A 19,668-nucleotide genomic window follows, 5' to 3' on the forward strand; every position below is an offset into this window, starting at 1 on the left:
GCCGGCTTTCCGCCGATGGCGGCGCCGCCCGGCCCTGCCCTGACGTCGCGCAATGCAGATAAAGCGCCTCAAGCTCTCCGGCTTCAAGAGCTTCGTCGATCCGACCGAATTGCGCATCGAACCGGGCCTGACCGGCATTGTCGGGCCCAATGGCTGCGGCAAGTCCAACCTGCTGGAGGCGATCCGCTGGGTCATGGGCGAATCCAGCGCCAAGTCGATGCGCGGCGGCGGCATGGAGGATGTGATCTTCGCGGGCACCTCCACCCGTCCGCAGCGTGATTTCGCGGAAGTCTCGCTGCTCACCGTCCAGGAACAGGGCGAACTGTTCAACGCGGTGGAAGTGGCCGCCGACGGCGAACTGGAAGTGACCCGCCGGATCGAGCGGGGCGCCGGCAGTGCTTACCGCGCCAATGGCCGCGACGTCCGGGCCAAGGACGTGTCGCTGATCTTCGCGGATGCCGCCACGGGTCCGCACAGTCCCGCGCTGGTCAGCCAGGGCCGCATCGCCGCCGTCATCGCGGCCCGCCCCCAGGAGCGCCGCGCCATGCTGGAGGAAGCGGCGGGCATTTCCGGCCTGCACGTCCGCCGCAAGGATGCGGAGCAGAAGCTGCGGGCCGCCGAAGCCAATCTGATGCGGCTGGACGAAATCCTTTCCGACATGGACGCCCGCGCCAGCAGCCTGCGACGCCAGGCGAAGGCGGCGGAGCGCTATATCCGCCTCTCCGAACAGATCCGCATCGCCGAGGGACGCACGATCTTCGCCCGCTGGCGCGAGGCCGCCGCCAGCGCAGACGCCGCCCGTGCCGAGGCCAAACAGGCCGAAAGCGCCGTCGCCGCCGCGCAGGAGGCGCAGCAGGCCGCCGCCGTCCACGCCCATGCTGCCGTGGAGGCGCTTGCGCAGAAACGCGCCGCCGCCCAGGTCGCGCGCGATGCGGCGAGCGAAGCGGGACACAGGCTCGCCGCCCTGCGCACCGAACGGGACGGCGTGGTACGGCGTCTCCATGACCTTGCCCAGCAGGCCGCCCGGCTGGAGGAGGACCGCGAACGCGAAGGCACGCTCGCCAATGACGCGGCGGAGGCGATTGCCCGCCTCACCGATGAACTGGCGGCGCTCAAGGCGCGCATCACCGAGACCGAGGCGATGCGCCCCGATTTCGCCGGACGGATCGCCCGTGCCGAGGACGCCGCCCGCGACGCCGAACTCGATCTGGCCAAGGCCATGGCGAAGCAGGCGGGCGAGCAGGCCGAACTGCGCGTGGCTGACGCTGCGCTTGCCGCTGCGCGCGCCCGCCTGGACCGGGCGTCCCGTGAAACGCAACGCCTTGAATCGGAAGTCGCGGCCTTGCCCGACGCCGCGCCGCTGGAAGAAAAGCGGGCCGAAGCGATCGCCGCTCAGCAGCAGGCCAGCGCCGACCGCGATGCCGCCGAAGCCGCAATCCGCTCCGCCGAAGCCGACCGCGCCGAAGCAGCGGAGGCGCGTGCCGGCGCCGAGGCCGCCTTGTCCTCCGCCCGCGCGGCCCTCGCCGCGCTCGACAGCGAAGCCGCCGCGCTCCAGCGAGCCGTGGACAGCGGCACCGGCAGCCGCAGCCGCGCGCTGGATCGGCTCAAGGCCGCCCCCGGCTATGAACGCGCGCTCGCCGCTGCGCTGGGCGACGATCTGGAAGCGCCCATCGCTGCTGAGGGCAAACGCCGTTGGGCAGGCGCGACGCCGCTCGACAGCGATCCAGGCCTGCCCGCGGGGTGCACGGCGCTCTCCGCCCATGTCACGGCGCCGGCCGAACTGGAGCGCCGTCTCGCCCAGGTCGCGGTCGCGGACAGCGACGAAGGCCAGGCGCTCGCGGTTGGCCAGCGCCTCGTCACCAGGGATGGTCAGCTTCGCCGCTGGGACGGCTATGTCGCCGTGGAAGGCGGAGCCGCCGCCGCCGAACGGCTGATCCGCCTCAACCGTCTCGAAGCCATTGCCGCCGCCCGGCCCGCCGTCGAAGCCGATGTCGATGCTGCCCGCGCGGCGCAGGATGGAGCATTGGCGCGTGAAGGCGAGGCTGGCCGGACGCTGGCGTCCGGCCGTACCCAGCTTGCGAATGCGGATCAGCGCCTGCGTACCGCGCTGCGCGCCGCCGATGAGGCCGCCACCGCGCTCGAACGGCTGAGCGGCCGGCGCGAAGCGATGGAGGAGCGGTTGAACGAAGCCCGCGCCGACCTGCTCGGCGCGCAGGGCGAGCATGACAAGGCGCAGGCCAGCCGGGTCGCCATGCCCGATGGCGGGGAAACCCGCGCGCAGGTCGCCACGCTGCAACAGGCGAGCGAAAAGGCCCGGATCGCGGTCAGCCAGCTTCAGGCCGATCAGGCGCTGGCGGACCGCGCGCTGGCCAGCGACCGGGAGCGCATGGCCGCCGCCGATGCAGAGGCCAAGGGTTGGCGCGCCCGCGCCGGTGAAGCGGCCAAGCGCATCGCGGCGATGGTCGAACGCGGCGAGGCCATAGCGAAGGAACGCGCCGAAATCGCCGGCCAGCCTGACAGTCTGGCGGCGACCATCGCCGCACTCAGCGAACAGGGCGACACGCTGATGCAAGCGGCGGAGGCCGCGCGGCGCGAGGAAAGCGAAGCCGAAGCCGCGCTGCGCATGGCCGAACAGCGCGCGTCGCAGGCTGGCGAAACGCTCGCCAATGCCCGCGAAGCCCGCGCCACCGCCACCGCCCGCGCCGAGGCGGCGGATGAGAAGCGTGTCGAAACCAACCGCCTTTCCGGCGAGCGATTCGAATGCCCGCCGCCCGTCCTGCCCGAAAAACTGGGCTTCGCCAGCGCAGAGGTCCGCATCGCCCAGAGCGAACAGGGCGAGCATGACCGGCTCGTCACGGAGCGTGAGCGGATCGGCCCGGTCAACCTGGTCGCGGCGCAGGAACTGGAGGAACTGGAAGCCACCCAGGCCAGCAGCCGCGCCGAAAGCGAGGAACTGACCCAGGCGATCAACCGACTGCGCGGCTCGATCGGCAGCCTGAACCGGGAGGGGCGCCAGCGCCTGCTCGCCGCGTTCGAGGCGGTGGACGGCCATTTCCGCCGTCTTTTCACGACGCTGTTCAATGGGGGCCAGGCGCATCTGGAACTGATCGACAGCGACGATCCGCTTGAGGCAGGGCTGGAGATCATGGCCCAGCCGCCGGGCAAGAAGCTGGCCGCCCTGACCCTGCTCTCCGGCGGTGAACAGGCGTTGACGGCCGTCGCCCTGATCTTCGGATTGTTCCTGACCAACCCCGCGCCGATCTGCGTGCTGGACGAGGTCGACGCGCCGCTGGATGACGCCAATGTCGAGCGCTTCTGCGACCTGCTTGACGCGATGGTGGCGCAGACCGAAACGCGATACCTGATCGTCAGCCATAATGCGGTGACCATGGCCCGCATGCACCGGCTGTTCGGCGTGACCATGGTGGAACGCGGGGTGAGCCGCCTCGTGTCGGTGAACCTCGGCAGTGCGGAAGCGCTGCTCGCGGCGGAATGACTGTGTTTCGGGCCCGGAACGGATTTCGATCTGATTGAATCAGATCGCCGCTCTGGTTTCCTTGTTTTCCGCGATTTCTTAACCAGCGATCGGTTCCGATCGCTTGGAAATCGCTCTAATCCCGCTCCATCCACCCGCGCATCCGCCGGAACAATCCGCGCTCCGCCACGGGTTCCATCATCTCTCCCGGACCTTCCGGATCGAGTATCTCATTGTCCGCCAGCCATGCCTGCACGTCGTTCAGGTCAGGCGTCACATAGTGTCTCAGCGTTCGCCCCGGCTTGTCGCGCAGCTGCTCGACGGCGGCTACCAGCCCGCGCTCGGCGATCACCGCCGCCACACGCGCGATGGGCAGGTCGAGATGCTCGGCGATGAGATCGTCGCGAATCGCCCGTATCACATCCTCCCGCCCTGCATTGGCGGGCAGCGCGGCATCGATCGTCACGTCGCATTCGGTGTCCAGCCGCATGGACCGGTTGTTCATGTTGGACGATCCGACCCGCAGAACCCGGTCATCGACGATCAATATCTTGGCATGCACATAGATCGGCTCCCCCCGCGCGGTAAACGGATGGTAGAGCCGTAACCGGCCGTGGCGGTCCCGCGCCTTCAGCGCCTCGAACAGCCGGGCGCGGCCCGTGTCCATGGCCTGCTGTTCCAACCAGCCGTCGGCCTGTTCCGGATTGATGATGATGATCTGCGGTCCGTCCTCCTCGGCCAGCCGGGCTGCGATCGCCTCGGCAATGCGGCGGGAGGCGAAATATTGGCTCTCCGCATAGATATAGCGCTTCGCCGACGCGATCTGGTTCACATAAAGCCGCTCGATCTCGATCAGCGGCTCCTGATCCTCCATCTCCGGCGCGGAGCGGGATATGGCGACATCCACATCCTCGAACTGCACCGGCAATGCATCGGGCCAGCAATCCTGCTGACCCTCCACCGGCAGCAGTTCCTCCCCGCCTGCATCCTTCCACCGCGCCCGCGCATGCTGGCCCAGCGCCGCCGCGACGGGCCCCTGCAGGGCCGTCGTCGCATCGTGCCAGGGGCCATAGGGCGACCCGTCCGGATGCCGCCGCCCCGGTTCCTCATCGCGGTGATGCCGGGTGTCCCAGCGATCGCCGGTCATGTCGATGCCACCGCAAAAGGCAAAGCAATCGTCGATCACCACGATCTTCTGATGGTGGGACGCGGCGGTCGGATGATGGCTGTCCAGCTTCACCGTGATGCGTGAATTGGCCATCCAGCGGACGGTCGTGAACAGGTTGGACGGCCGCACCATGGACTTCATCGCGCCCACGTCCCAGCGCAGCAGGAAGATTTCCAGCTCCGGCGTCCGTTCCACCAGCCAGCTTATGAAATCCCCGATCACCGTTGGCGCGCCGTCGCCCGCCTCATCTTCGCGGATCAGCGTGATGGCGGCGTCAAAATCCCAGCCGATCAGCATGATCCGCTTCTTCGCCTTCATCATCGCGGCGCGGGCATGCCGGAAATAGGCGTCCGCATCGACGATCATGCTGGCCTTCAGCGCCCGCTCGATCCGCCAGCAATCCTCCCCCTCGCGCGGACCATTCATGCGCTGCCCACCACCAGGCAGCCCAGGAACATCAGCAGTCCCGCAAAGCGATTGGAACGGAATTTGGCCAGCGGATCGATGCCGTCCTCCTTCAGCGTCGCCACCTGCCAGCCCAGATGCACCGCCATGGGCAGCAACGCCGCCAGCGCCAGGCCCTGCGGCCTTGCCTGCCAGATGGCGCTGGCCCAAAGGCCCAGCGCCATCGCATAGCAGAACGCCACGCCGCCGCGCACATGCCTGCCCATGGACAGGGCGCTCGATCCGATGCCGATCAGCGCGTCATCCTCCCGATCCTGCAACGCATAGATGGTGTCATAGCCGACCACCCAGAAGATGCACCCTCCATAGAGCAGCAATCCCGTCAAATCGAGGCTTCCCGCCACCTCGCTCCACCCGACCAGCGCCGCCCAGGAAAAGACCAGCCCCAGCCATATTTGCGGCCAGCCGGTGATCCGCTTCATGAACGGATAGGCCGCGACCAGCGCCAGCGAGCCCAGGGCCACGACCTGGGCGTAGAGATGGAGCTGGAGCAGCACCACCAGTCCGACCAGGCAGAGGGACAGCAACCATATCCATGCGGTCTTGAGGGATATCGCCCCGCTCGCCAGCGGGCGGGACGCCGTGCGCGCTACCTGCCGGTCGAGGTCGCGGTCGACAATGTCGTTGAACACGCACCCCGCCCCGCGCATGGCGATGCTGCCCAGCAGCAGCCAGAGGATCAGCGGCCACTGCGCCCGCGCACCCCCCGCCAGCGCAACGGCCCAGGCGCCAGGCCAGAACAGCAGCCACCAGCCGATCGGCCGATCAAATCGCGCCAGCAGGGCCAGGGCGCGGGGGATATTCGGCAAGCGCGCGACCAGCCCGCGCGCCTCGCTATCGGGAACTATCGTCTGTTGGGCCATGATAGGTTTTTGGGACTCCGTTCGGGCCGAGCTTGTCGAAACCCTCCACTTCCCTAAAGAGAAGCATGCCCCTTCGACAAGCTCAGGGCGAACGGAAGAGACAAAATGACCGCGACCCCCGCCTGGCCGCCGCAAAGCGCGCCGCGCCTCCACGTCGAAACGCAGCTGGGCGAGGGTGTGGCCGTGCCTGTCGACGGCAACCCGGCCCATTATCTGATCAGCGTCATGCGGGTGAAACCGGACGACATCGTCCTGCTGTTCGACGGCAGGTCGGGCGAATGGGCGGCCAGGGCGCGCGACATCCGCAAGCGCGACCTGGTGCTGGAGGTGGTCAGCCAGACCAGACCGCCGGAGGATGTCCCCGATTTCTGGCTCTGCTGCGCGCCGATCAGGAAGGGGCGCATCGACCTGGTCGCAGAAAAGGCCTGCGAACTGGGGGTGGCCCGCCTGCAGCCCGTGCTCACCCGGCGCGCCGTGGTGGACCGGCTCAATTTCGATCGCCTGCATGCCCATCTGGTCGAAGCGGCCGAACAATGCGGCCGCACGGCCCTTCCCGAACTTGAGCCTATGGTGAAGCTCGACGCGTTGTTGCGGGATTGGCCGGAGGACCGCTGGCTTTTCTTTGCCGATGAGACCGGCGGGGAGGCGCTGGCCGCCACGCTCAGGGCGCATCCGGGCGCCGCCGCTTTCCTGATCGGTCCTGAAGGCGGCTTCGACCCCGCCGAGCGCGAAGCGATCCGCGCCCATCCCCGATCAGTCGCCGTCTCGCTCGGCCCCCGCATCCTGCGCGCGGAAACCGCCGCCATCGCCGCGACCACGGCCTGGATGACGATGAACGGCGATTGGGCTTAGCTTCCTGGCGCGTCATGCTTCCGCGGCCCGGCTGGCACCGCAGCATCTCGTGCCGAGCGCTCAAATATGGTTTTCTTCCGCAACCCGATTGAAGCCGCCATCAACGCAGCTTATCTGAGCGCCGAAGGTTGCGCCTTTGACGCAACCGGGGGAAAGATTAAGGCGGGGCATGAGCACCAGAACCGACTCAGGGGAAAATGATCCCATCATTGAAAGCCGCGAACAGTTGATCGCGGCCTTCGCCAAGGGCGCCAAGCCGAAGGATCGCTGGCGCATCGGCACCGAGCATGAGAAATTCGTCTATGCGAGGCGGGATTATCACGCCCCCAGCTACGACGAGCGGGGCGGCATTCACACGCTGCTGATCGGCCTTACCCGCTATGGCTGGAACCCGGTGTTCGAGGGGGAGAATATCATCGCCCTTTCCGGCGCCGACGGCACCATCAGCCTGGAACCGGCCGGCCAGCTCGAACTGTCGGGCGCGCCGCTGGAAAATCTCCACCAGACCTGCGCGGAAACCAGCCGACATCTGGAACAGGTGAAATATGTGGGCGACATGTTGGGCCTGGGTTTCCTGGGCCTTGGCATGTGGCCGGACAAGAGCCGCGAAGAACTGCCCATCATGCCCAAGGGCCGCTACGACATCATGCTGCGTCACATGCCGCGCGTGGGCAGCATGGGCCTGGACATGATGCTGCGCACCTGCACCATCCAGACCAACCTCGACTATGGCAGCGAGGCGGACATGGTGAAGAAGTTCCGCGTCTCCCTTGCGCTGCAGCCGCTGGCGACGGCGCTCTTCGCCAATTCGCCTTTCACGGAAGGCAAGCCCAACGGCTTCCTGTCCTATCGCAGCCATATCTGGTCGGACACCGACCCCGGCCGCACGGGCATGCTGCCCTTCGTGTTCGAGGACGGCTTCGGTTATGAGCGCTATGCCGACTATGCGCTCGATGTGCCGATGTATTTCGTCTATCGCGACGGCCGCTATATCGACGCGGCGGGCCAGAGCTTCCGCGATTTCCTGAAGGGCGAACTGCCCGCCCTGCCCGGCGAAAAGCCGACGGAGAAGGACTGGGAGGATCATCTGTCCACCGCCTTCCCGGAAGTGCGGATGAAGAGCTTCCTGGAAATGCGCGGCGCGGATGGCGGGCCTTGGAACCGCATCTGCGCGCTGCCGGCGCTGTGGGTCGGGCTGCTCTATGACGAAGGCGCGCTGGACGCGGCCTGGGATCTGGTCAAGGGCTGGAGCATGGAGGAACGGCAGGTCCTGCGCGATTCCGTGCCCAAACTGGCCTTGGACGCGCCCATTGCGGGCAACCGCAAGCTGCGCGACATTGCCGCCGAAGCGCTGGACATCGCCCGCGCCGGCCTTTCCGCCCGCGCCCGGCTCAATGCGTCGGGCGACAATGAAAGCGGCTTCCTCGCCCCGCTGGACGAGATCGTGGCGTCGGGCCAGACCCACGCCGAACGGCTGCTCGCCCGCTATCATGGCGAGTGGAAGGGCGACCTCACCCGGATCTACGCTGAGGAAAGCTTCTGACGCTTCCTTCCTTCTCCCTGCGGGAGAAGGAAGGGCTGCCCCTCCGACAGGGCCGGTCAGCTATTGTGGATGAGGTGGTCGGCCCTCATTCGGCGGGCTGGGCCAGCCCCATGGGCTTGCGCCCCACGATCCACGCGAAAAGGCGTGGCACGGCGCCGTTGCGCTCCATCCAGTCGCTATAGGCGCGATATTCCGGATCGGCGCCCAGATGCGCCTCCTCGGTCTTCGCCCGCCAATAATAGACCGCATTGGTCACGCCCAGCAGGGCACAATTGCGCACCACATCGGTCAGGTTGCCCGACAGGCTGAGGAAAGGCAGGGCGGAAAACCACCAGAAGAGGTTCTTCGCCAGATAGGCCGGATGGCGCGTCCAGCGATAGGGTCCGTGCGTCAGGATCCCGCGATGCGTCAGGTTGGAGAAGCGCAGTCCGAAGGCCACCGTCGCCCAGGCATAGATGGCGGTCAGCAGGACCAGCCACCCGCCCAACAGCCATTGCAGGGCCTCATGCCCGCGCGTCCAGACATCCCATTCGGCTCCGCCGGCGTGATAATCGAGCGGACCGCCATTGCCCATCAGCACAAAGGGCGGATAGCAGATCAGCGCCGCAACCCACCCTGCCAGCAGCGGATTGGCCGTCCGGATATGCGAATCCAGCGGCTTCATCGTCAGCATATAGCCCACCGTCGCCATGCAGACGTCAATCATGAACATGATGGCGATCAGGAAGCTCGCCAGGGCCACGGGATGGCTGAACGCATCCGCTGTCCGCCATTCGACCACGCTGGCGAAATTGCCCGGCACGATCGACAGCATGAAGGCGAGGAAAAAGCCCTTCACCGCCCAGGCGCGGGCATGATGGGCAACCTCCGCCCGGTCCGGCACGCCCGCGGCTCCGCCGATCACCCATTGGCCAAAGGCAAAGCTTGCGTCCCTCGGTTCGACTGTCCGCCGGTCCAGCCAGATCACATAGGGCACTGACGCCCCCAGCAGCCAGGGCGCCGCGCTCATCAGCAGGTTCATGGACATGCGATAATCGCCCGCCCAATACCAGCGCGCAATGCAATAGAATGATGCGATGACGAGCCAGGTCGCCCATAAACCGGCGATCTTGACGATGCTGACGTCCATCACCGCGCGCCAGGGCCGGGCGGGTGCGATCCAGTCGATCCCTGTCGATGCCCGGCGGTGGACCTTGTCGACCAGCAGCGACCACAGCACCATGGGAAGGCCGCATGCGACTACCGCGGCGAAGCCCGCATTCGGCCCATTCATCCCGTAATGGCGCGCCACCAATGTCCAGAGGCAGAGGCCGACCAGCCCGGCAATGCCCACGCCATGGCTGACGGCGGATTTCGGACAGGGATCGGCATTGTCGCTCATGCCGTGGCCCTAGCGAAAATAGGTAAACAACCCCCGAAGGCCGACCGGGCGAAGGGGGATTCGGCCGCCCCGATCAGCTCCCGCCCAACACATTGATGGTGAACGCCAATATGCCCAGGTTGAAGAGGAAGGCGGCCAGGCAATGGAACAGCGCCGTTTGCCTTATGCTTCCGCTTTTCACGGCGACGTCGGAAGTCTGGAATGTCATTCCCAATGTGAAGGCGAAATAGAGGAAATCCCAGTAGCTTGGTTCCTGCGTGTCCGGAAAATCAAGTCCGCCGCTGTCCCGACCCTTTCCATCGCCCAGGTAGAAGATATGCGCATAATGCATCGCATAGACGAGGTTGGAGAAGAGCCAGGCCAGCGCCAGCGTCGCCAGCACCAGCGCAATCGCCCCCGCACTTGGCCCGCCATGCTGGCTGACCGCGACGCCGACGGCGACCAGGATCACCATCGACACGATTCCGGTCAGCAACAGCATCAATTGCCGATTGACGTCATTGTCCGCCGCTTTGCGCCGCATCGCGTCGGGATCGGCGTCCAGCAGCGGCCAGACCGACAGGATGAAGGCCAGCGCCGCCAGGTCAAAGCCCGCCATCACCGCCTCATGCCAGGGCAGCAGGAGGCCAAAGGGCGCCATGCTGGCCAGCAGGGCCAGGAACATGCCATAACGCCACGGGAAAATCTGCGGTCGGCTCATGCCGTGCATCAAAGGCGTAATCCCCGCCGCGCACAAGATGCTTTTGATACCGCATTTTACGCGCTGCCGACCGCAAAGGGTCAAGTTGACAATGCGCTAGATCACGGCCGCCACCAAACCCAGCGCCTGGGCCTCATTCGCTTCGAGATACCAGTTTTCCGGCGCGCGCTTCAGCAGTTCTTCCATCGAAACCTGTGATCCCAGGATCAGGTTCGCGAAACCTTCATTCTGGATCGCGATCGACGCCTCGATCTCATGCAATGTCGCCTTGAGCGACGCGATGCAGGTCGACAGCGGCCCTTCCAGATGGATGTCCCGCGTGATGATGCGCTCGTGGATCATCACGCGCGTTCCCCGCGCGAGATAGCGATTTTCCGCCGCGAAGAAGCCCATGAAGGTGGCGCCCGCCGAATAGACCGCCGTCTTGCCCAGGAACACCAGTCGCCGGTCCGGGTAGAGATCGGAATGGAAGCGGACATCCTCCCCCATCATCCGTGCAATCTCGGGATCGCCGCCCAGGGTGGCGATCTCCACCACGACCAATCCCTGTTGCGGCGCGGACGACAGGCAGTTGCGGAAATGCAGGTACATGCCATGATCGACATAGCCTGACAGCATGATCGCGGGATATTCGAAATCCTTGGGGCCCAGCAACGGTGCCTGTATCGACATTAAAAACGGCTCCTTCTTCTGCCCTCGCCGGCTGCTCTACGCGCAGGCCGGCAAATGGTGCCCTGTTCCCCTCGGTTTTTAGCTGGCGCCCCGCTGGAGACGTCCCTAAAGAACAGATCATGACCAAAGGGCGGGGCGCATGATCGCTAAACTGAAAGGACGGCTGGACAGCACGGGCCTGGACCATGCCATCATCGACGTGGGCGGGGTCGGCTATCTGGTTGGCGCCTCGTCCCGTACGCTCTCCGCGCTGGGGCCTGTGGGCGAAGCGGTGACGATCCATACCGAAATGCTGGTGTCGGACGATGCCATCCGCCTGGTCGGTTTCGCCCGAGCCGAGGAACGCGACTGGTTCCGCCTGCTGACCGGCGTGCAGGGCGTGGGATCCCGCGTGGCGCTGGCCATATTGTCGGCCCTGGAACCGGCGGAGCTGCACCGCGCAGTGGCCACGGGCGACAAGGCGATGGTTGCACGCGCCAATGGCGTCGGCCCCAAGCTTGCCCAGCGCATCGTCAATGAGTTGAAGGACAAGATCGGCGCCGTACCCGCACCAGCCGGCGCGGCCGGTGGCGGCTTTGCGGCCCTGCCCACCGGCGGCCACGGCGCCGACGCGATTTCGGCGTTGCAGAATCTGGGTTTCAAACCCGCCGAAGCCAGCAGCGCCGTCGCCGCTGCCGAGGAGGAATTGGGTGAGGACGCGTCGCTGGATGCGCTGGTCCGCCTGGCGCTCCGGAAAGCGGCGAAATGAGCGAGGACCGCCTGATCTCCTCCACGCGCCGTGTCGAGGATGCGGATGCCGCGCTGCGCCCCAAGTCCTTGGGTGAATTCATCGGGCAGCAGGCGGCACGGGAAAATCTGCGCATCTTCATCGAAGCCGCCAGGGGACGGGGCGAAGCGCTGGACCATGTGCTCTTCTTCGGTCCCCCCGGCCTTGGCAAGACGACGCTGGCGCAGATCGTCGCCCGCGAGATGGGTGTGGGTTTCCGCGCGACATCAGGCCCGGTCATCGCCAAGTCAGGCGATCTCGCCGCGCTGCTCACCAATCTGGATGAGGGCGACGTCCTCTTCGTCGATGAGATTCACCGGCTCAACCCCGCGGTCGAGGAAGTGCTCTACCCCGCGATGGAGGACCGGGCGCTCGACCTGATGATCGGCGAGGGGCCGTCCGCCCGATCGGTGCGGATCGACCTGCCGCCCTTCACCCTGGTCGGTGCGACCACGCGGCAGGGCCTGTTGACGACACCCCTGCGCGACCGCTTCGGCATTCCGGTGCGGCTGCAATTCTATACAGTGGACGAACTGGAGCTGGTGGTGCGCCGCGCCGCGCGGCTGCTGGACCTGGCCATAACCCCGGACGGTGCGGTGGAGATCGCCCGGCGCTCGCGGGGCACGCCGCGCATCGCGGGGCGACTGCTGCGGCGGGTGCGCGACTTCGCGAATGTGGCGGCGGCGGCGGCCGTGGACGCCAAGGTGGCCGACGCCGCGCTGACGCGGCTGGAGGTCGACTATCTCGGTCTCGACCTGATGGACCGCCGTTACCTGACCATGATCGCGGACATTTATCGCGGCGGCCCGGTGGGGGTCGAAACGCTGGCGGCCGGTCTTTCCGAAGCGCGCGACACGATCGAGGAAGTGATCGAACCCTATCTCATCCAGCTTGGCCTGATTGCCCGTACGGCGCGGGGTCGCTGCCTCAATGGTCCGGGCTGGAAGCATCTGGGCCTCAATCCCCCCTCCCATCTTCAGGATGGGCTGTTCGATTGAAATCGGCCGACGGCCGGACCGACCGGCCGCCGATCGCCAAATGATCCATACGCATATTCGCGGGAGGGCAGGCCATTCATCGCGGCGGCCCGTGGTCGGCTCCCCATCGATCGGCAATGTCACCGCCCGGTCATGCCGCTTTCACCGATCCGTCTCCTTTTTGCAGCCAGGCCGTCATTTGCCTCTGTCATGCCCCGGTCGCCACCGGCGCGGCCTCCAGCCGACAGCCCGGATTATGCACAGGGGTATTCATCCATGTCTCATCTGACCGACGAGGCGCGCGCGGCCTTTCGCGATGCGCAGCCAAAGATCACCGCGGGCGAAGATAGCCTGGAATCGATCGTCGCCGCCAATCCGGCGCGCCGCACCGTGCTGAAGAACGGCCTGCTGGGCCTTTCCATGCTGCCGATGCTGGGCGCGCTGACGGCATGCGGCGACGACGAAGCCTCCGGCTCGCCCGCCCCCCTTCCCACGCCGACCCCGGCGCCCAGCTATGCCATCGCCTTCGCGTCGGTCGCGATCAACAGCAACGACACGGTCACCGTTCCTGCCGGCTACACTGTCGATGTGTTGCTGAAGGCGGGCGATTCGGTGGAGCCTGGCACCCCCTATGCCCCCGGCAGCATCCCCGGCAGCGCGAGCCAGACCAATTTGTGGGCGGGCGGCAATCATGACGGCATGGAGTTTTTCGACCTGTCGGGCGTCGATCCCAACAGCGGCGGCCTGCTGGCGATCAACCATGAACTGCCGGATTACAATATCCTCTTCGCCAGCGGCACCTATAACGCCGCGACCGCCACCGCGGACCAGAAGGCGCTCGCCCTGTCGGCCGTCGGCGTTTCGGTGGTGGAAATCGCCAAGGGCACGGACGGCAAGTTCGCCGTCAAGGCGGGATCGCGCTTCAACAAGCGTTATAGCGGCAACACCGATTATCGCGTTGGCGGACCGGCTGCGGGCCTGCTGTCCTCGACCATTCGCGGTACGCTCAACAACTGTTCCTCGGGCCGCACGCCCTGGGGCACCTATCTGACCTGCGAAGAGACGACCAATAATTATCTGGATCCCACGCAGCCCAGCAACAATTACGGCTGGGTCGTGGAGATCGATCCCTATCAGGAACTGGCCACGCCGACCAAGCGCACCGCCATGGGCCGATTCTCCCATGAGAATACCGCCTATCTGAATGACGCCAACAATCGCGTCGCCTTCTATATGGGCGACGATTCGACGCCGGGCTGCATCTACAAGTTCGTGCCCGATCGCGCCTACAGCACCAGCAATCGCGCATTGAACGTCGACCTGCTCGATTACGGCACGCTCTATGTGGCGCGCTTCAATGCGGACGGCACGGGGGAGTGGCGAGCGCTGGTGCAGGGCCAGAACGGCCTGGTCGCTAACGCCACCGATCCCGGCAACGTCAGCCAGTCGACCACGCCGCCCACCCCCACCACCGTCAGCTTCAACAGCACGGCCGATGTGCTCATCAACGCCCAGTCGGCCGCCCGCGTCGCCGGCGGTACGCTGATGGACCGGCCGGAATGGATCACGGTCGCGCCGAATCATCAGGCGATCTTCGTCACGCTGACCAACAACAGCGGTCGCCGCGTCACCGACAATCCCAATCCGCGCGTGACCAACCTGCACGGCCACATCCTGAAGTTCCGCGAAAATGGCGATTCACCGCTCGCAACCGGCTTCACCTGGGAAATTTTCCTGCTGGCGGGCAATCCCAACCTTGCCGAAGCGAATCTGAAGGGGAACATCAACGGCGATTATTTCTCCAGTCCCGATGGCCTTCGCATCGATCCGCAGGGCCGCCTTTGGGTTCAGACCGACCACAACCTCACGGGCAATGCCGGTACGTTGAACGGCACGGCGGTGAACATGACGCAGGCCTTTGGCAACAATTCGATGTACCATGTCGACCAGACCAGCAAGGCGTCCAAGCGCTTCCTGGTCGGTCCCACGGGCTGCGAGATCACCGGCATCGCCTATACGCCGGACCTTCGGAACTTCTTCATCAATATCCAGCATCCCACGGGCAACTGGCCGGTGTCGGGGCAGCCGCCGCGTTCCTCGACGATCGTGGTGCGCCGTACGGACGGTCAGCCGGTCGGAAACTGAACATTGGCGCCGGCCCGGCCCTGTTCGCCGGCAAGGGACGGCTTCCTGCGCTCGGGCGCCAGAAAGTCGTCCTTGCCGACCCCTCCCGGCCCTGCGGAGGATGGCAAGCCGACCTCGCCTTGAGCACGGCTGGGAAACAAGGAAAGGCCCGTTCCCTTGGGAACGGGCCTCTTCGTTCGGGCTATATACGCCGCGAATCCGAATGGCGTCAGGCGGCGTCAGCCACCTGCGCGATCACTTGATCTTGGCTTCCTTGAACTCGACATGCTTGCGCACGACGGGGTCATATTTCCGGAAGCTCAGCTTCTCGGTCTTGGTGCGCGGATTCTTCTTGGTCACGTAGAAGAATCCGGTGTCAGCCGAGCTGACGAGGCGAATCTTGACGGTTGCTGGCTTGGCCATGGCCTTAGTCCCTGGTCGTGAATATCGTGAAAAAGAAGAGCGGCCCCAAATCTCTTGCGAGCAAGGGACCGCCCCGTTTCAGCGGTGCCCCATGAGGCAGATTCGGATCGGTGTCAAGGCTCGTGGCCGAAATGCGGCGGCCATGCTACACTTTACGCGGCCTTAACCGGCTCGGGTCTATCGGTGGAGTCGGAGTTACAGGACGGGGGAGTCTTCTCCATGCGACATGATCCGATGCTGGCCATTCTTGCCGATCTGCTGCGGCGGGTGGACGCGCTCGCGGGCGAACGGGGGCATATCTCCTTGGCGCGCCTGCGGGACGAGATTGACCGGATACGCCATATTGCCCGCGCCTTCCACCTCGACAATGTCGAAGGCCTGGCCGGCACATTGCAGTCGGCGCTGTCGCTGCAGGGCGCGGGGCCTGTCGTCATGTCCTATCTCGACCTGATGCGCGACGCGATCGCGGCTGAAATGCCCGATGCGGAGGTGATAGCGATGCCTGTCGCCGCCAGGCCGGCGGCGGGGCCTGGCACGCGGCTGACCGTCTGACCGGCTGAATGGATGCATTGCTGATCGCGCTGCTCGGCTGTCTGTTGGCCGAAACCGGCGACAAGGGGCAGTTGCTGGCCCTGGCCCTGGCCGAACGGTTCCAGCGCGATGGAGCGGTGATCGCGGGGATCGTGGCGGCGGCTTTCGCCAATGCGGCGATCGGCGCTGCGGCGGGCGCCTTTATCGCGCCGATGCTGGGGACGGACGGGCGGTTGCTGTTCCTGGCGCTGGCCCTGATCTTCCTGGCGGTCGGGATGTTCTGGCCGACGAAGCGGCCTGACCCCCTGGCGAACTGGCGGCTTGGGCCCTTTCTCACCAGCGCGCTTGGTCTCTTCATCCTCGGCTTCGGGGACGGCGCGCAATTCCTGATCCTGGGAATCGCCGTGCGCACCGCCGATCCGGTGCTTGCCGCAACGGGCGGGGCGATCGGCATCATCGCCGCGACTGTTCCCGTCCTCCTGCTGCGCGGCGCGGCGTTCGACGTGCTGCCGCTTCGCGCCATTCGGCTTGGCGGCGCCGTGCTGGTGCTGCTCGCGGGGATGGCGGCGGCGGTGTCGGCTCTGCACCTCGCCTGATCGACGGAATGCATCAGACTGAACGGCTTTTTTGGCGGAGTTCCCTGTTTTGTCATGGCACCATATCGGGCACAGATCATTATATGTCCGAAACCAAGTCCCTTAGCAGGAGCCAAGCATGACAGCCCCCGATCTCAAGACTCCGACAGATTTGCGCAGCAATGCCACGAAAACGGTCGCAGAGGCGCTGAACGGCGTGCTCGCGGACAGCTATGCGCTGTATTTCAAGACCAAGAATTTCCACTGGCACGTGTCCGGTCCCCATTTCCGCGACTATCACCTGATGTTCGACGAGCAGGCGACGCAGATCCTGGCCACCACCGATCTGATCGCCGAACGCGTGCGCAAGACCGGGAACACGACGCTGCGTTCCATCGGCGACATTTCGCGTCACCAGTCCCTTGCCGACAATGACGCCGATTATGTCAGCCCCGGCGACATGCTGAACGAGCTGCGGGAGGACAATCTGAAGCTGGTGGAGGCCCTGCGCGCCGCCAAGGCCGCAGCCACGGAAGCGGGCGACAATGCGACGGAAGGCATTATCGACGATTGGACGGACGAGGCGGAGGAACGCGCCTGGTTCCTGTTCGAGGCCGGCCGCAACGCCTGATGGAACAAAGCCCTCCAGCCGCGACTGGAGGGCTTTTTCGTTGGGATCAATCCTCGATGATCGGCTCTATCGCCAGAATGGTGAGCGCAGCCGTCCTTCCACCGAAATCCACGCTCTCGCCATCCTCCGCATCCATCATCGCGCGGGCGAGCGGCGCGGAAAAGGCGATGCGCCCTTCGGCGGGATCCGCCTCATCATCGCCGACGATGCAGATCTGCCTTTCCTTGCCGTTCAAGCTGTAGGTCACGCGGCTGCCAAAGGCGACCGCCTCCCCGTCCGGGATCGGCCGCACCTCCGCGGTGGCAAGCCGGGTCCGCCAGTATCGCAACTCGCGCTTCAGTTTCTTGGCCTCGTCTTCGGCCATGCCATCCATTTCCACCGCCTCCAGCGCTTCCACCTTCTCCCGCGTCAGCCGCAGGCCGCGCGCCGTCACCCAATTGGGACCGGGCGGCAGCGGAAGTTCGAAAGTGGGCTCCAGATGCTCCTCGTCACTCTCGCGACGAAAGGCGACACTCATTGCACTCTCCTGTCAAAACGCCTGTCCGCGCCATGACGAGGTCGAAACCGGCGCTCTTCTTTTCAAGGGGAAGGTCCGGGTTGCGACAGCGCCAAAGCCCGGACAAGCAGGGCTTCTAATCGTCGAACAGCGCCGCGAGCTGTTCCACCATGGTGCCGCCAAGCTGTTCGGCATCCATGATGGTCACTGCGCGGCGATAATAGCGGGTCACGTCATGGCCGATGCCGATCGCCACGAGCTGAACGGGCGAGCGGTTCTCGATCCATTCGATCACCTGCCGCAAATGGCGTTCCAGATAGGTGCCGCTGTTCACCGACAGGGTGGAATCATCGACAGGCGCGCCGTCGGAGATCACCATCAATATGCGGCGTTCCTCGTTCCGCGCCAGCAGCCGGCCATGCGCCCAGAGCAGCGCCTCGCCGTCGATATTCTCCTTGAGCAACCCCTCCCGCATCATCAGGCCGAGATTCTTGCGCGCCCGGCGCCAGGGTTCGTCCGCCTTCTTGTAGATGATGTGGCGCAGGTCGTTCAAACGCCCCGGCATCGGGGGACGCCCGGCCGCCAGCCAGTCCTCCCGGCTCTGCCCGCCCTTCCAGGCGCGGGTGGTGAAGCCCAGTATCTCCGTCTTCACGCCGCAGCGTTCCAGCGTGCGCGCCATGATATCGGCGCTGATCGCGGCGATGGAAATCGGCCGGCCGCGCATGGACCCGGAATTGTCGATCAGCAGCGTGACGACGGTATCGCGGAACTCGATATCCCGCTCGATCTTGTAGGACAGCGATCGTGTCGGATCGATCACGATCCGCGCCAGCCGCGCCGCGTCGAGCAGCCCCTCTTCCTGGTCGAAGTCCCAGCTCCGCGACTGCTGCGCCATCAGCCGCCGCTGCAGCCGATTGGCCAGTTTCGTCACCGCGCCCTGCAGGCTGACGAGCTGCTGGTCCAGGAAGCCGCGCAGGCGCAGCAATTCATCTTCGTCACACAGGTCGGTGGCGGTCACCACCTCGTCATGCAGCAGTGTATAAGCCTTGTAGTCGAAGCCCGGGGGCAGGTCGCCCATCGGCCGGTTCGGGCGAACAGGCATCATGCCATCCTCGCCCATATCCTCCGCGCCATCCTCGCTGCCGGGATCGAACTGATCGCTATATTCGGTTTCGCCGTTCTGGCTTTCCCCGCCCTGATCCTCGGCGCGCGTCTCGGCAAAGGCGTCGCTGTCGCCGGCCTCGTCCTCGCCGCTGTCGCTCTCGTCCTGTTGCTGCTCCTCGTCCTCGCCCTCATCCGGCGTCTCGGAATCATCAGTCTCGGGCGGCATGTCTTCGTCGACAAGCGCGAGATGCTCCAGCATGGCGGCGGTCAGCTTCTGGAAGGCGCGCTGGTCGTCAATGGCCATGGCCAAAGCGTCGAGATCGGCGCCCGCCTTTTCCTCGATCCACTGGTCGATCATCGCCAGGCCCGCCTGCACGTCCCTGGGCGCGGCCTGCCCGGTCAGCCGCTCGCGGACCTTGAGCGCCAGCGCCGTCGACAGGGGTACTTCCTCGGACGAACGCGCCCGCCGGATCGGGTCGGATTTCAGGCGCAGGTCCAGCGCATGGTTCAGGTTCGCCCGAACCCCTTCCATCGCCCGCGAACCGATCGCCTCGACCCGCGCCTGCTCCACCGCATCATAGACGGCCCGCGCGGTCGCGTCGGCGGGCGCGGCCGCGTTGTGGATCCGGGCATTGTGATGCCGCAGCCGCAGCGCATTGGCGTCGGCAAAGCCCCGCGCCAGCGCCACCTGATCAGCGGGAAGGTTGCGTCCAGGCGTCGGCACCTTGATCGCCTTGCCCGCCATATGCGGCGTGTCGGCGGTGAAGCTGACCTCCACCTCCGCGTCACGCGCAATCGATCGCGCTGCGCCGGACAGCACATCCTTGAAGGCGTCGAGGAGCGAACGGTCGGTCATGTGTCCGGCAGCATCCCGCCCGACGCAGGGTGAAGGCAACCGTTCAGGCAGCGACGCCCTTCATCC

The 19,668-nt window shown here is 65.9% G+C and carries 17 protein-coding genes; 9 read left to right on the top strand and 8 right to left on the bottom strand.

The features are described from left to right. Window positions 1-52: 52 nt before the first annotated feature. Window positions 53-3,496 carry a chromosome segregation protein SMC gene (smc, locus tag MRBLMA1_RS06470; RefSeq protein WP_363735714.1) on the top strand — a complete coding sequence of 1,148 codons (3,444 nt, stop codon included), beginning with the start codon at window positions 53-55 and terminating at the stop codon, window positions 3,494-3,496. A 115-nt stretch (window positions 3,497-3,611) separates the two neighbouring features. On the opposite strand, the gene MRBLMA1_RS06475 is transcribed toward smc, so the two are convergent. After that, on the bottom strand, window positions 3,612-5,069 hold the full coding sequence (locus MRBLMA1_RS06475; RefSeq protein ID WP_363735715.1) for a phospholipase D-like domain-containing protein: 1,458 nt from the start codon (window positions 5,067-5,069) through the stop codon (window positions 3,612-3,614). Further along, window positions 5,066-5,971 (bottom strand): 4-hydroxybenzoate octaprenyltransferase, encoded by a 906-nt coding sequence (gene ubiA / locus MRBLMA1_RS06480; protein WP_363735716.1) that lies wholly within the window; start codon window positions 5,969-5,971, stop codon window positions 5,066-5,068. Before ubiA ends, MRBLMA1_RS06475 begins: the two co-directional genes overlap by 4 nt. A 105-nt stretch (window positions 5,972-6,076) precedes the next feature. Here ubiA and MRBLMA1_RS06485 point away from each other — a divergent pair, with 105 nt between their 5' ends. Beyond that, a complete protein-coding gene (locus tag MRBLMA1_RS06485; RefSeq protein ID WP_363735717.1) occupies window positions 6,077-6,823 on the top strand; it encodes a 16S rRNA (uracil(1498)-N(3))-methyltransferase in 747 nt (248 codons plus the stop codon). A gap of 169 nt (window positions 6,824-6,992) precedes the next feature. Further along, the gene (locus MRBLMA1_RS06490) at window positions 6,993-8,366 is read left to right on the top strand and encodes a glutamate--cysteine ligase (RefSeq protein WP_363735718.1); all 1,374 of its coding nucleotides are present in this window, start codon (window positions 6,993-6,995) and stop codon (window positions 8,364-8,366) included. 85 nt (window positions 8,367-8,451) lie between these two features. On the opposite strand, the gene MRBLMA1_RS06495 is transcribed toward MRBLMA1_RS06490, so the two are convergent. From MRBLMA1_RS06495 to MRBLMA1_RS06505, 3 genes are all read right to left on the bottom strand, one after another. Next, window positions 8,452-9,747, bottom strand: coding sequence for a methyltransferase family protein (locus tag MRBLMA1_RS06495; RefSeq protein ID WP_133653061.1), 1,296 nt, complete (start codon window positions 9,745-9,747; stop codon window positions 8,452-8,454). Between the two features lie 73 nt (window positions 9,748-9,820). Continuing rightward, a complete protein-coding gene (locus MRBLMA1_RS06500) occupies window positions 9,821-10,447 on the bottom strand; it encodes a DUF1345 domain-containing protein (protein ID WP_363735719.1) in 627 nt (208 codons plus the stop codon). Window positions 10,448-10,543: 96 nt separating this feature from the next. Continuing rightward, window positions 10,544-11,119 (bottom strand): peptidase S14, encoded by a 576-nt coding sequence (locus MRBLMA1_RS06505; RefSeq protein ID WP_133653063.1) that lies wholly within the window; start codon window positions 11,117-11,119, stop codon window positions 10,544-10,546. A 139-nt stretch (window positions 11,120-11,258) separates the two neighbouring features. Here MRBLMA1_RS06505 and ruvA point away from each other — a divergent pair, with 139 nt between their 5' ends. The 3 genes from ruvA to MRBLMA1_RS06520 all read left to right on the top strand — a co-directional run bounded on the left by ruvA (window position 11,259) and on the right by MRBLMA1_RS06520 (window position 15,007). After that, entirely contained in the window at window positions 11,259-11,867 is a 609-nt protein-coding gene (gene ruvA / locus MRBLMA1_RS06510; protein WP_363735720.1) for a Holliday junction branch migration protein RuvA, read from the top strand. Beyond that, window positions 11,864-12,883 carry a Holliday junction branch migration DNA helicase RuvB gene (gene ruvB / locus MRBLMA1_RS06515; protein ID WP_133653065.1) on the top strand — a complete coding sequence of 340 codons (1,020 nt, stop codon included), beginning with the start codon at window positions 11,864-11,866 and terminating at the stop codon, window positions 12,881-12,883. Before ruvA ends, ruvB begins: the two co-directional genes overlap by 4 nt. A gap of 255 nt (window positions 12,884-13,138) precedes the next feature. Then, window positions 13,139-15,007, top strand: a complete 1,869-nt coding sequence (locus MRBLMA1_RS06520) for a PhoX family protein (RefSeq protein WP_363735721.1) — start codon at window positions 13,139-13,141, stop codon at window positions 15,005-15,007. A 234-nt stretch (window positions 15,008-15,241) separates the two neighbouring features. On the opposite strand, the gene rpmG is transcribed toward MRBLMA1_RS06520, so the two are convergent. Then, complete coding sequence (rpmG, locus tag MRBLMA1_RS06525) at window positions 15,242-15,409, bottom strand: 50S ribosomal protein L33 (protein ID WP_007687342.1); 168 nt, start codon at window positions 15,407-15,409, stop codon at window positions 15,242-15,244. Between the two features lie 219 nt (window positions 15,410-15,628). On the opposite strand from rpmG, the gene MRBLMA1_RS06530 reads away from it, so the two are divergent. The 3 genes from MRBLMA1_RS06530 to MRBLMA1_RS06540 all read left to right on the top strand — a co-directional run bounded on the left by MRBLMA1_RS06530 (window position 15,629) and on the right by MRBLMA1_RS06540 (window position 17,146). Then, entirely contained in the window at window positions 15,629-15,961 is a 333-nt protein-coding gene (locus MRBLMA1_RS06530; protein ID WP_133653067.1) for a hypothetical protein, read from the top strand. A gap of 8 nt (window positions 15,962-15,969) precedes the next feature. Further along, window positions 15,970-16,536: a TMEM165/GDT1 family protein gene (locus tag MRBLMA1_RS06535; RefSeq protein ID WP_363735722.1), complete on the top strand. Its 567-nt coding sequence runs from the start codon at window positions 15,970-15,972 to the stop codon at window positions 16,534-16,536. Window positions 16,537-16,654: 118 nt separating this feature from the next. Beyond that, window positions 16,655-17,146, top strand: a complete 492-nt coding sequence (locus MRBLMA1_RS06540; protein ID WP_133653069.1) for a Dps family protein — start codon at window positions 16,655-16,657, stop codon at window positions 17,144-17,146. 46 nt (window positions 17,147-17,192) lie between these two features. Here MRBLMA1_RS06540 and MRBLMA1_RS06545 read toward each other — a convergent pair whose 3' ends face one another. Continuing rightward, complete coding sequence (locus MRBLMA1_RS06545; RefSeq protein ID WP_133653070.1) at window positions 17,193-17,663, bottom strand: GreA/GreB family elongation factor; 471 nt, start codon at window positions 17,661-17,663, stop codon at window positions 17,193-17,195. A 115-nt stretch (window positions 17,664-17,778) separates the two neighbouring features. Further along, window positions 17,779-19,602 carry a cobaltochelatase subunit CobT gene (gene cobT, locus MRBLMA1_RS06550; protein ID WP_363735723.1) on the bottom strand — a complete coding sequence of 608 codons (1,824 nt, stop codon included), beginning with the start codon at window positions 19,600-19,602 and terminating at the stop codon, window positions 17,779-17,781. Window positions 19,603-19,668: the final 66 nt, after the last annotated feature.

This window comes from Sphingobium sp. LMA1-1-1.1 (assembly GCF_040676365.1).
Lineage (GTDB): Bacteria > Pseudomonadota > Alphaproteobacteria > Sphingomonadales > Sphingomonadaceae > Sphingobium.

Excerpts from the sequence above, each read along its gene's own strand:
- smc (WP_363735714.1), top strand. The coding sequence starts at position 53 with ATGCAGATAAAGCGCCTCAAGCTCTCCGGCTTCAAGAGCTTCGTCGAT.
- MRBLMA1_RS06475 (WP_363735715.1), bottom strand. The coding sequence starts at position 5,069 with ATGAATGGTCCGCGCGAGGGGGAGGATTGCTGGCGGATCGAGCGGGCG.
- ubiA (WP_363735716.1), bottom strand. The coding sequence starts at position 5,971 with ATGGCCCAACAGACGATAGTTCCCGATAGCGAGGCGCGCGGGCTGGTC.
- MRBLMA1_RS06485 (WP_363735717.1), top strand. The coding sequence starts at position 6,077 with ATGACCGCGACCCCCGCCTGGCCGCCGCAAAGCGCGCCGCGCCTCCAC.
- MRBLMA1_RS06490 (WP_363735718.1), top strand. The coding sequence starts at position 6,993 with ATGAGCACCAGAACCGACTCAGGGGAAAATGATCCCATCATTGAAAGC.
- MRBLMA1_RS06495 (WP_133653061.1), bottom strand. The coding sequence starts at position 9,747 with ATGAGCGACAATGCCGATCCCTGTCCGAAATCCGCCGTCAGCCATGGC.
- MRBLMA1_RS06500 (WP_363735719.1), bottom strand. The coding sequence starts at position 10,447 with ATGAGCCGACCGCAGATTTTCCCGTGGCGTTATGGCATGTTCCTGGCC.
- MRBLMA1_RS06505 (WP_133653063.1), bottom strand. The coding sequence starts at position 11,119 with ATGTCGATACAGGCACCGTTGCTGGGCCCCAAGGATTTCGAATATCCC.
- ruvA (WP_363735720.1), top strand. The coding sequence starts at position 11,259 with ATGATCGCTAAACTGAAAGGACGGCTGGACAGCACGGGCCTGGACCAT.
- ruvB (WP_133653065.1), top strand. The coding sequence starts at position 11,864 with ATGAGCGAGGACCGCCTGATCTCCTCCACGCGCCGTGTCGAGGATGCG.
- MRBLMA1_RS06520 (WP_363735721.1), top strand. The coding sequence starts at position 13,139 with ATGTCTCATCTGACCGACGAGGCGCGCGCGGCCTTTCGCGATGCGCAG.
- rpmG (WP_007687342.1), bottom strand. The coding sequence starts at position 15,409 with ATGGCCAAGCCAGCAACCGTCAAGATTCGCCTCGTCAGCTCGGCTGAC.
- MRBLMA1_RS06530 (WP_133653067.1), top strand. The coding sequence starts at position 15,629 with ATGCGACATGATCCGATGCTGGCCATTCTTGCCGATCTGCTGCGGCGG.
- MRBLMA1_RS06535 (WP_363735722.1), top strand. The coding sequence starts at position 15,970 with ATGGATGCATTGCTGATCGCGCTGCTCGGCTGTCTGTTGGCCGAAACC.
- MRBLMA1_RS06540 (WP_133653069.1), top strand. The coding sequence starts at position 16,655 with ATGACAGCCCCCGATCTCAAGACTCCGACAGATTTGCGCAGCAATGCC.
- MRBLMA1_RS06545 (WP_133653070.1), bottom strand. The coding sequence starts at position 17,663 with ATGAGTGTCGCCTTTCGTCGCGAGAGTGACGAGGAGCATCTGGAGCCC.
- cobT (WP_363735723.1), bottom strand. The coding sequence starts at position 19,602 with ATGACCGACCGTTCGCTCCTCGACGCCTTCAAGGATGTGCTGTCCGGC.